Origin of the sequence: Escherichia sp. E2586, from assembly GCF_005781105.1 — a bacterium.
In the GTDB taxonomy this organism is placed as follows: Bacteria; Pseudomonadota; Gammaproteobacteria; order Enterobacterales; family Enterobacteriaceae; genus Escherichia.
The window spans coordinates 20,636-30,856 of sequence record NZ_VATN01000027.1; the positions used below are offsets into that span (position 1 = coordinate 20,636).

General features: G+C 54.6%; 10 protein-coding genes. 7 read left to right on the plus strand and 3 right to left on the minus strand.

Going from position 1 to position 10,221, the window contains the following annotated elements:
• The first annotated feature begins 1 nt into the window (after position 1).
• The 5 genes from hemE (at position 2) to FEK50_RS21720 (ending at position 3,547) form a co-directional block, all read left to right on the plus strand.
• On the plus strand, positions 2–1,066 hold the full coding sequence (gene hemE, locus FEK50_RS21700) for a uroporphyrinogen decarboxylase (protein ID WP_130261378.1): 1,065 nt from the start codon (positions 2–4) through the stop codon (positions 1,064–1,066).
• A gap of 9 nt (positions 1,067–1,075) precedes the next feature.
• Positions 1,076–1,747, plus strand: a complete 672-nt coding sequence (gene nfi / locus FEK50_RS21705) for a deoxyribonuclease V (protein WP_130259135.1) — start codon at positions 1,076–1,078, stop codon at positions 1,745–1,747.
• Between the two features lie 42 nt (positions 1,748–1,789).
• Entirely contained in the window at positions 1,790–2,380 is a 591-nt protein-coding gene (locus FEK50_RS21710) for a YjaG family protein (protein WP_130210161.1), read from the plus strand.
• Between the two features lie 186 nt (positions 2,381–2,566).
• Entirely contained in the window at positions 2,567–2,839 is a 273-nt protein-coding gene (gene hupA / locus FEK50_RS21715; protein ID WP_001044513.1) for a nucleoid-associated protein HU-alpha, read from the plus strand.
• A gap of 12 nt (positions 2,840–2,851) precedes the next feature.
• The gene (locus tag FEK50_RS21720; RefSeq protein WP_130210175.1) at positions 2,852–3,547 is read left to right on the plus strand and encodes a DUF1481 domain-containing protein; all 696 of its coding nucleotides are present in this window, start codon (positions 2,852–2,854) and stop codon (positions 3,545–3,547) included.
• Position 3,548: 1 nt separating this feature from the next.
• Here the strand turns inward: FEK50_RS21720 and zraP are convergent, their stop codons facing one another.
• Positions 3,549–3,977, minus strand: a complete 429-nt coding sequence (zraP, locus tag FEK50_RS21725) for a zinc resistance sensor/chaperone ZraP (RefSeq protein ID WP_131161712.1) — start codon at positions 3,975–3,977, stop codon at positions 3,549–3,551.
• A gap of 237 nt (positions 3,978–4,214) precedes the next feature.
• Here zraP and zraS point away from each other — a divergent pair, with 237 nt between their 5' ends.
• Together zraS and zraR are read left to right on the plus strand one after the other, a co-directional pair.
• A complete protein-coding gene (gene zraS, locus FEK50_RS21730) occupies positions 4,215–5,612 on the plus strand; it encodes a two-component system sensor histidine kinase ZraS (RefSeq protein ID WP_131161711.1) in 1,398 nt (465 codons plus the stop codon).
• Complete coding sequence (gene zraR / locus FEK50_RS21735; RefSeq protein ID WP_131161710.1) at positions 5,609–6,934, plus strand: sigma-54-dependent response regulator transcription factor ZraR; 1,326 nt, start codon at positions 5,609–5,611, stop codon at positions 6,932–6,934. Before zraS ends, zraR begins: the two co-directional genes overlap by 4 nt.
• Here the strand turns inward: zraR and purD are convergent.
• Together purD and purH are read right to left on the minus strand one after the other, a co-directional pair.
• Positions 6,931–8,220 (minus strand): phosphoribosylamine--glycine ligase, encoded by a 1,290-nt coding sequence (gene purD / locus FEK50_RS21740; protein ID WP_130261373.1) that lies wholly within the window; start codon positions 8,218–8,220, stop codon positions 6,931–6,933. The two genes, zraR and purD, sit on opposite strands and share 4 nt — an antisense overlap.
• An 11-nt stretch (positions 8,221–8,231) precedes the next feature.
• On the minus strand, positions 8,232–9,821 hold the full coding sequence (gene purH / locus FEK50_RS21745) for a bifunctional phosphoribosylaminoimidazolecarboxamide formyltransferase/IMP cyclohydrolase (RefSeq protein WP_131161709.1): 1,590 nt from the start codon (positions 9,819–9,821) through the stop codon (positions 8,232–8,234).
• Positions 9,822–10,221: the final 400 nt, after the last annotated feature.

Genomic DNA, 10,221 nt, shown 5'->3' on the forward strand with positions numbered 1-10,221 from the left:
AATGACCGAACTTAAAAACGATCGTTATCTGCGGGCGCTGCTGCGCCAGCCCGTTGATGTCACTCCAGTATGGATGATGCGCCAGGCGGGCCGCTATCTACCGGAATACAAAGCCACGCGCGCCCAGGCGGGCGATTTTATGTCGCTGTGCAAAAACGCCGAGCTGGCGTGCGAAGTGACTTTGCAGCCGCTGCGTCGCTACCCGCTGGATGCGGCGATCCTCTTTTCCGATATCCTCACCGTGCCGGACGCGATGGGGTTAGGGCTCTATTTTGAAGCCGGGGAAGGTCCGCGTTTTACCACACCAGTCACCTGCAAAGCTGACGTCGATAAACTGCCAATTCCGGACCCGGAAGATGAGCTGGGTTACGTGATGAACGCGGTGCGTACCATTCGTCGCGAACTGAAAGGCGAAGTGCCGCTGATTGGTTTTTCCGGCAGCCCGTGGACGCTGGCGACCTACATGGTCGAAGGCGGCAGCAGCAAAGCGTTCACCGTGATTAAAAAAATGATGTATGCCGATCCGCAGGCGCTGCACGCGCTACTCGATAAACTGGCGAAAAGCGTCACTCTGTACCTGAATGCGCAGATTAAAGCCGGTGCTCAGGCAGTGATGATTTTCGACACCTGGGGCGGCGTGCTAACCGGGCGCGATTATCAACAGTTCTCACTCTATTACATGCATAAAATTGTTGATGGTTTACTGCGTGAAAATGACGGTCGCCGCGTACCGGTCACGCTGTTTACCAAAGGCGGCGGACAGTGGCTGGAAGCCATGGCAGAAACCGGTTGCGATGCGCTGGGCCTCGACTGGACAACGGACATCGCCGATGCACGCCGCCGCGTGGGTGATAAAGTCGCGCTGCAGGGCAATATGGATCCGTCGATGCTGTATGCGCCGCCTGCCCGCATTGAAGAAGAAGTGGCGACAATCCTTGCCGGTTTCGGTCACGGTGAAGGCCACGTCTTTAACCTCGGCCACGGTATCCATCAGGATGTGCCGCCAGAACATGCTGGCGTATTTGTGGAGGCAGTGCATCGCCTGTCTGCGCCTTATCATCAGTAAGGAGTGGTTATGGATCTCGCGTCATTACGCGCTCAACAACTTGAACTAGCTTCTTCTGTGATCCGCGAGGATCGACTCGATAAAGATCCACCGGATCTGATCGCCGGAGCCGATGTCGGGTTTGAGCAGGGCGGAGAAGTGACGCGAGCGGCGATGGTGCTGCTGAAATACCCCTCGCTTGAGCTGGTGGAGTATAAAGTGGCCCGCATCGCTACTACCATGCCTTACATTCCAGGTTTTCTTTCCTTTCGCGAATATCCTGCGCTGCTGGCAGCGTGGGAGATGCTGTCGCAAAAGCCGGATTTAGTGTTTGTCGATGGTCACGGGATCTCGCATCCGCGCCGTCTTGGCGTCGCCAGCCATTTTGGCTTATTGGTGGATGTGCCGACCATTGGCGTGGCGAAAAAGCGGCTCTGCGGTAAATTCGAACCACTCTCCAGCGAACCGGGTGCACTGGCCCCGCTGATGGATAAAGGCGAGCAGCTGGCCTGGGTCTGGCGCAGCAAAGCGCGCTGTAACCCTCTGTTTATTTCTACCGGCCATCGGGTCAGTGTGGATAGCGCGCTGGCGTGGGTACAACGCTGCATGAAAGGCTATCGTCTGCCGGAGCCAACGCGCTGGGCGGACGCGGTGGCCTCGGAACGTCCGGCGTTCGTGCGCTATACAGCAAATCAGCCCTAATTCAGGTAAACTGCGGATAATTTCCGTATTTGAGAACTCAACATGTTACAAAACCCAATTCATCTGCGTCTGGAGCGCCTGGAAAGCTGGCAGCATGTCACTTTCATGGCTTGTCTGTGCGAACGCATGTACCCCAATTACGCCATGTTCTGCCAGCAAACCGGTTTTGGCGATGGGCAAATTTATCGCCGCATTCTCGATCTCATCTGGGAAACGCTGACCGTCAAAGACGCAAAAGTAAATTTCGACAGCCAACTGGAGAAATTTGAAGAAGCGATCCCGTCAGCCGACGATTTCGATCTGTACGGTGTTTATCCGGCAATCGATGCCTGCGTGGCGTTAAGTGAACTGGTCCATTCGCGTTTGAGCGGTGAAACGCTCGAACACGCGGTGGAAGTGAGTAAGACCTCCATCACGACCGTTGCGATGCTGGAAATGACTCAGGCTGGTCGCGAAATGAGCGATGAAGAGCTCAAAGAAAACCCAGCTGTAGAGCAAGAATGGGACATTCAGTGGGAAATATTCCGACTTTTAGCTGAGTGCGAAGAACGCGATATCGAGCTGATAAAAGGCCTTAGGGCAGACCTGCGTGAGACGGGCGAGAGCAATATTGGTATAATTTTTCAGCAATAAGACCAGAAAACGTGAATTAACGCCTGATTTGTCGTACCTGGAGTCTTCCCTTTCGCCCCCCGTCTGGTCTACATTTGGGGGGCGAAAAAAAGTGGCTATCGGTGCGCGTATGCAGGAGAGTGCTATTCTGGCATTTCCGTCGCACTCGATGCTTAGCAAGCGATAAACACATTGTAAGGATAACTTATGAACAAGACTCAACTGATTGATGTAATTGCAGAGAAAGCAGAACTGTCCAAAACCCAGGCTAAAGCTGCTCTGGAGTCCACTCTGGCTGCAATTACTGAGTCTCTGAAAGAAGGCGATGCTGTACAACTGGTTGGTTTCGGTACCTTCAAAGTGAACCACCGCGCTGAGCGTACTGGCCGCAACCCGCAGACCGGTAAAGAAATCAAAATCGCCGCTGCGAACGTACCGGCATTTGTTTCTGGCAAGGCACTGAAAGACGCAGTTAAGTAAGATTGCGTGGCAGTGAACAGTTTTAACGAAGGGGTGGTTTCACCCCTTTTGTCTTTCTGGCGTCGCTCATTGATGCTGGCAGGCGCGCTGTTTCTTACTGCTTGTAGCCATAACTCCTCACTTCCTCCCTTTACCGCCAGTGGATTTGCTGAAGATCAGGGCGCGGTACGCATCTGGCGAAAAGACAGCGGCGATAATGTCCATCTGCTTGCCGTATTTAGCCCGTGGCGCAATGGCGATACCACGACGCGAGAGTATCGCTGGCAGGGCGATAACCTCACGCTTATCAATATCAATGTTTACAGCGAACCGCCGGTGAACATTCGCGCTCGTTTTGACGATCGCGGCGATCTGAGCTTTATGCAACGTGAATCCGACGGGGAAAAGCAGCAGCTTTCTAACGACCAAATTGATTTATATCGTTATCGTGCTGACCAAATCCGCCAGATTAGCGATGCCTTACGTCAGGGGAGAGTCGTGCTGCGTCAGGGGCGCTGGCATGCGATGGAACAGACCGTGACCACCTGCGAAGGGCAAACCATTAAACCTGATTTAGATTCGCAGGCGATAGCGCATATCGAGCGCCGCCAGAGCCGCTCTTCTGTTGATGTCAGCGTGGCATGGCTGGAAGCGCCCGAAGGTTCGCAATTACTGTTGGTGGCAAACTCTGATTTCTGTCGCTGGCAACCCAACGAGAAAACGTTCTGATTTACCAGTGGCCCATTCCCATATGACCGCCACCACCACCGCAGCCGCCGTAACCCATGCCCATTCCGGTACCGCGCGGAATACCCGCTTCAGCCATCGCAATATCCCGTTTCACCCGTAACTCATCTAACGACTGACGCAAAGCCTCCATCTCTTTGGCGACCGCGTTAATTTTGCTGCTATCCGGTGGATTAGCGGCTAACAGGGCATTGTATTCATAACGCTTCGTCACCAGTTGCTGTTGCAGTGCGCTGCTTTGAGCGTAAAAGTCATTATGGATTTTCTGCCACGCTGTCTGTTGTTCGCTGGTCAAAGGCGCGGCATTTTGCTGCCACATACCGTGTCCGCCGTGAGCAAATGCAGATGTCGATCCCATCGTCATTGCTGAAATCGCCATCATCACCAGGGCAATTTTCGTGTTCCGTTTCATGGTTAATCCTCCAGTGGTTGTCTTACTTTGGGTATTGCATCTTTCGTGCCAACAACGAAACGCTGATATGACGGGCAATCTGGCGTGATAAGCGAGTAAAAATGACTCGCCTGCTGTGGGTAGCGAGTCATTTTTACTCATTGAAACTTAAGTCTTTGTGTTACAGCGCAGGGTAAGCGCTGCTAAAAGATGGCATGATTTCTGCTGTCAAAAAGGGATGAACAGGCAAAGAAGAAGATACGTTTTATGCGACGTTCTAAAGACACCTTAGCCAAATGGTTAAGCGCGATCCTCCCCGTGGTCATTGTTGGGCTGGTGGGATTGTTTGCGGTAACTGTGATTCGTGATTATGGGCGGGCAAGCGAGGCTGACCGTCAGGCATTACTGGAAAAAGGTAATGTGCTCATTCGTGCTCTGGAGTCAGGAAGCCGCGTAGGGATGGGGATGCGAATGCACCATGTGCAGCAACAGGCGCTTCTGGAAGAGATGGCTGGCCAGCCTGGGGTGTTGTGGTTTGCGGTCACCGATGCACAGGGCATCATTATTCTTCATAGTGACCCCGAAATGGTTGGGCGTGCACTCTATTCGCCGGATGAAATGCAGCAGTTAAAGCCAGAGGAAAACTCCCGTTGGAGACTGCTTGAGGATGCAGAAAAAACGCCTGCGCTTGAGGTCTATCGTTTGTTCCAGCCAATGTCATCGCCCTGGCGGCATGGTATGCACAATATGCCGCGCTGTAACGGCAAAGCTGTGCCACAGGCAGAAGCACAACAGGCTATTTTCATCGCCGTTGACGCCAGCGATTTGGTTGCAACCCAGAGTGGGGAAAAGCGCAATACCCTGATTATCCTCTTCGCTCTGGCGACGGTAATGCTGGCAAGCGTGTTGTCATTCTTCTGGTATCGCCGGTATCTGCGCTCGCGCCAGCTTCTACAAGATGAAATGAAGCGCAAAGAGAAGCTGGTGGCACTGGGGCATCTGGCGGCAGGCGTTGCCCACGAAATCCGTAACCCACTTTCCTCGATTAAAGGGCTGGCGAAATACTTTGCCGAACGCGCGCCAGCAGGGGGAGAAGCGCATCAACTGGCGCAGGTGATGGCGAAAGAAGCCGACCGTTTAAACCGCGTGGTAAGCGAGCTGCTGGAACTGGTTAAACCAACGCATCTGGCTTTGCAGGCGGTGGATCTCAACACTCTGATTAACCACTCATTACAGCTGGTAAGCCAGGATGCAAACAGCCGGGAGATCCAGTTACGCTTTACCGCCAACGACATGTTGCCGGAAATTCAGGCTGATCCGGACAGGTTGACTCAGGTCCTGTTGAATCTCTATCTCAATGCTATTCAGGCGATTGGTCAGCATGGCGTGATTAGCGTGACGGCCAGCGAAAGCGGCGCAGGCGTGAAAATTAGCGTTACTGATAGCGGTAAGGGAATTGCGGCGGATCAGCTTGAAGCTATCTTCACCCCGTACTTCACCACCAAAGCCGAAGGCACCGGGCTGGGGCTGGCGGTCGTGCATAATATTGTTGAACAACACGGTGGTACAATTCAGGTCGCAAGCCAGGAGGGAAAAGGCGCAACGTTCACCCTCTGGCTTCCGGTCAATATTACGCGTAAGGACCCACAAGGATGACGCACGATAATATCGATATTCTGGTGGTGGATGATGACATTAGCCACTGCACTATTTTGCAGGCATTGCTGCGCGGCTGGGGCTATAACGTCGCGCTGGCGAACAGCGGGCGACAGGCGCTGGAGCAGGTGCGGGAACAGGTTTTTGATCTTGTGCTTTGCGATGTGCGAATGGCAGAGATGGACGGCATCGCCACGCTGAAAGAGATCAAAGCGTTAAATCCGGCGATTCCGGTACTGATTATGACCGCTTACTCCAGCGTCGAGACGGCGGTAGAGGCGTTGAAAACCGGGGCGCTGGATTATCTCATCAAACCGCTGGATTTCGATAACCTGCAGGCGACGCTGGAAAAGGCGCTCGCGCATACGCACAGTGTCGATGCTGAAATACCTGCGGTGTCCGCCAGCCAGTTCGGGATGGTTGGTAAAAGCGCAGCGATGCAACACCTGCTCGGTGAAATTGCCCTCGTCGCGCCATCGGAAGCCACGGTGCTGATCCACGGCGATTCCGGTACCGGTAAAGAGCTGGTCGCCAGGGCGATTCACGCCAGTAGCGCACGTAGCGAAAAACCGCTGGTAACGCTCAACTGTGCGGCACTCAACGAATCCTTGCTGGAATCTGAATTGTTCGGTCACGAAAAAGGGGCGTTTACTGGAGCCGATAAACGCCGGGAAGGGCGCTTTGTTGAGGCGGACGGCGGCACGTTGTTTCTCGATGAAATTGGCGATATCTCGCCGATGATGCAGGTGCGTCTGCTGCGTGCGATTCAGGAGCGCGAAGTTCAGCGTGTCGGTAGCAACCAGACTATCTCGGTTGATGTCCGGCTGATTGCCGCGACCCATCGCGATCTTGCCGCAGAGGTGAATGCCGGGCGTTTTCGCCAGGATCTCTACTATCGCCTGAACGTGGTGGCGATTGAAGTGCCGTCGCTGCGGCAACGGCGGGAGGATATTCCTCTGCTGGCTGGCCATTTTCTTCAGCGCTTTGCCGAACGCAATCGCAAGGCGGTAAAAGGCTTTACGCCACAGGCGATGGATTTGCTGATCCACTACGACTGGCCGGGAAATATTCGTGAACTGGAAAACGCGGTGGAACGGGCGGTGGTGCTGCTGACCGGGGAATATATTTCCGAACGCGAGCTGCCGCTGGCGATTGCCGGTACGCCGATCCCGCTGGGGCAAAGTCAGGATATTCAGCCGTTGGTGGAAGTGGAAAAAGAGGTGATTCTGGCGGCGCTGGAGAAAACGGGCGGCAACAAAACCGAAGCCGCCCGTCAGTTAGGGATCACGCGTAAAACGCTATTGGCAAAACTGTCGCGTTAGTTCTGCTCGCGTTCGATAGCGCGCCAGCCGATATCTTTCCGGCAGAAGCAGTCGTCCCAGTGGATATCGGTCATTAAGGCATAAGCGCGTTTCTGCGCTTCTGCCACGGTATGACCCAGCGCGGTGACGCACAGTACGCGCCCGCCGCTGGTTACCACCTGCTCGTCATCCGCCAGTTTTGTGCCCGCGTGGAACACTTTGCCGCCTGCCACTTCTTCAAGCGGCAGGCCGTGGATCACATCGCCGGTGCGGTAATCGCCCGGATATCCACCCGCAGCCATCACCACGCCGAGAGAAGCGCGTTCATCCCACTCGGATGTTTTCTCGTCCAGCTTACCTTCACAGGCCGCCAGGCAGAGCTCAACCAGATCGGACTTCATGCGCAGCATAATCGGCTGGGTTTCCGGATCGCCAAAGCGGCAGTTAAATTCAATAACCTTCGGATTGCCCTGTTTGTCGATCATCAGGCCCGCATAGAGAAAACCGGTGTAGGTGTTGCCTTCCGCCGCCATGCCTTTCACGGTTGGCCAGATGATGCGTTCCATGGTGCGCTGATGAACGTCATCAGTCACCACCGGCGCAGGAGAGTAAGCGCCCATCCCGCCAGTGTTTGGCCCGGTATCTTTATCGCCTACGCGTTTGTGATCCTGGCTGGTGGCCATCGGCAGCACATGCTCGCCGTCCACCATCACGATAAAGCTCGCTTCTTCGCCGTCGAGGAACTCTTCGATAACAATGCGATGACCCGCGTCGCCAAAAGCGTTGCCCGCCAGCATATCGTGAACAGCCGCTTCCGCTTCTTCCAGCGTCATCGCCACGATAACGCCTTTCCCGGCAGCCAGACCGTCCGCTTTAATGACGATTGGCGCGCCTTTCTCACGCAGATACGCCAGCGCAGGTTCTACCTCGGTGAAGTTCTGGTATTCCGCCGTAGGGATTTTATGGCGGGCCAGGAAATCTTTGGTAAACGCTTTTGAGCCTTCCAGTTGGGCCGCACCTGCGGTTGGGCCGAAGATTTTCAGCCCGGCGGCGCGGAAGGTATCGACCACGCCTTTAACCAGCGGCGCTTCCGGGCCGACGATGGTTAGATCTACCTTTTCGTTTTGTGCGAAATCCAGCAGCGCCGGGATATCGGTTACGCCGATAGCGACGTTTTGCAGCGCGGGTTCCAGCGCCGTTCCCGCATTACCCGGTGCGACAAATACGGTCTCAACCAGCGGCGACTGGGCTGCTTTCCAGGCCAGCGCGTGCTCACGCCCGCCATTACCAATGACTAATACTTTCATCTGTCGCTCCATTAATGGCGGAAGTGGCGCATATCGGTGAAGAGCATCGCAATACCGTGCTCGTCGGCAGCGGCAATCACTTCGTCATCACGGATAGAACCGCCAGGCTGGATTACACAGGTCACGCCCGCAGCGGCTGCGGCATCAATACCGTCGCGGAACGGGAAGAACGCGTCAGAAGCCATCGAGGAACCTTTCACTTCCAGGCCTTCATCGGCGGCTTTAATACCGGCGATTTTCGCGGAGTACACGCGGCTCATCTGGCCCGCGCCAATTCCGATGGTCATATTGTTTTTGGCATAGACGATAGCGTTGGATTTCACGAACTTCGCTACTTTCCAGCAGAACAGCGCATCACGCAGTTCCTGTTCGGTCGGCTGGCGTTTGGTGACAACGCGCAGTTCTTCCGCGCCGACCATCCCCAGGTCACGATCCTGAACCAGCAAACCGCCGTTCACGCGTTTGAAATCAAGACCCGGAACACGCTCGCCCCACTGACCGCAGGTCAGGACGCGAACGTTCTGTTTGGCGGCGGTGATTTTCAGGGCTTCTTCGCTGGCGGACGGCGCAATGATCACTTCAACAAACTGACGAGAAATGATGGCCTGTGCGGTTTCCGCATCCAGCTCGCGGTTAAAGGCAATGATGCCGCCGAATGCGGAGGTCGGGTCGGTTTTGTACGCGCGATCGTAAGCATCAAGAAGGGAATTTCCAATAGCCACGCCGCAAGGGTTGGCGTGCTTCACAATCACACATGCCGGCTCGGCGAACTCTTTCACGCACTCCAGCGCCGCATCGGTATCGGCGATGTTGTTATAAGAGAGGGCTTTACCCTGAACCTGAGTTGCGGTGGCAACGGAGGCTTCTTTCACATTCTCTTCTATATAGAAGGCAGCCTGCTGGTGGCTGTTCTCGCCGTAGCGCATATCCTGCTTCTTAATGAAGTTCAGGTTCAGCGTGCGCGGGAAGCGACCGGCGGCTTCTTTGCTTTCACCGTGGTAAGCCGGAACCATGCTGCCGAAATAGTTGGCAATCATGCTGTCGTAGGCGGCGGTGTGTTCGAAGGCTTTGATAGCGAGGTCGAAACGGGTTGCAAGCAGAAGCGATCCTTCGTTGGCATCCATCTCTTTAATAATGGCGTGGTAGTCGCTGCTCTTCACCACGATTGCAACATCTTTATGGTTCTTGGCAGCGGAGCGCACCATCGTTGGGCCACCGATATCGATGTTCTCAACCGCATCTTCCAGCGAGCAACCTTCACGGGCCACGGTCTGGGCGAACGGATAGAGGTTAACAACCACCATATCGATAGGCTGAATCTGATGTTCTTCCATAATGGCATCGTCCTGGCCGCGACGGCCCAGAATGCCACCGTGTACTTTTGGATGCAGGGTCTTCACGCGTCCATCCATCATCTCCGGGAAACCGGTGTAATCGGAAACTTCGGTTACCGGCAGACCTTTTTCTGCTAACAGACGGGCAGTGCCCCCTGTAGACAGCAGCTCCACACCGCGTGCGGAAAGTGCCTGGGCGAATTCGACGATACCGGCTTTGTCAGAAACACTGAGCAGAGCGCGGCGGACTGGACGACGTTGTTGCATGGTAAATCCCCTGGATTTGACTATTACAGAGAGCGTTAGCTGAATTTTTCGCGAAAAACTCAGCTAACGCCCCTAACGGGGCATCCTTATTTTTCGCCCACATTGTAACGAAAACGTTTGCGCAACGCTCGCGAATTTTTCTCTTTCAATGGCGATCACTATTTTGACTGTGCTTACCGTGTGAGAAATGCAGAAATTATGCTGATGATTGTGGATAACTCTGTGCGTAAAAAGGTATAAAGCGGGGTTTTGCTGGGGAATGCAGCAGTCAGTCATTTTTTTGCAATTTTTCTATTGCGGCCTACGGAGAACTCCCTATAATGCGCCTCCATCGACACGGCGGATGTGAATCACTTCACACAAACAGCCGGTTCGGTTGAAGAGAAAAATCCTGAAATTC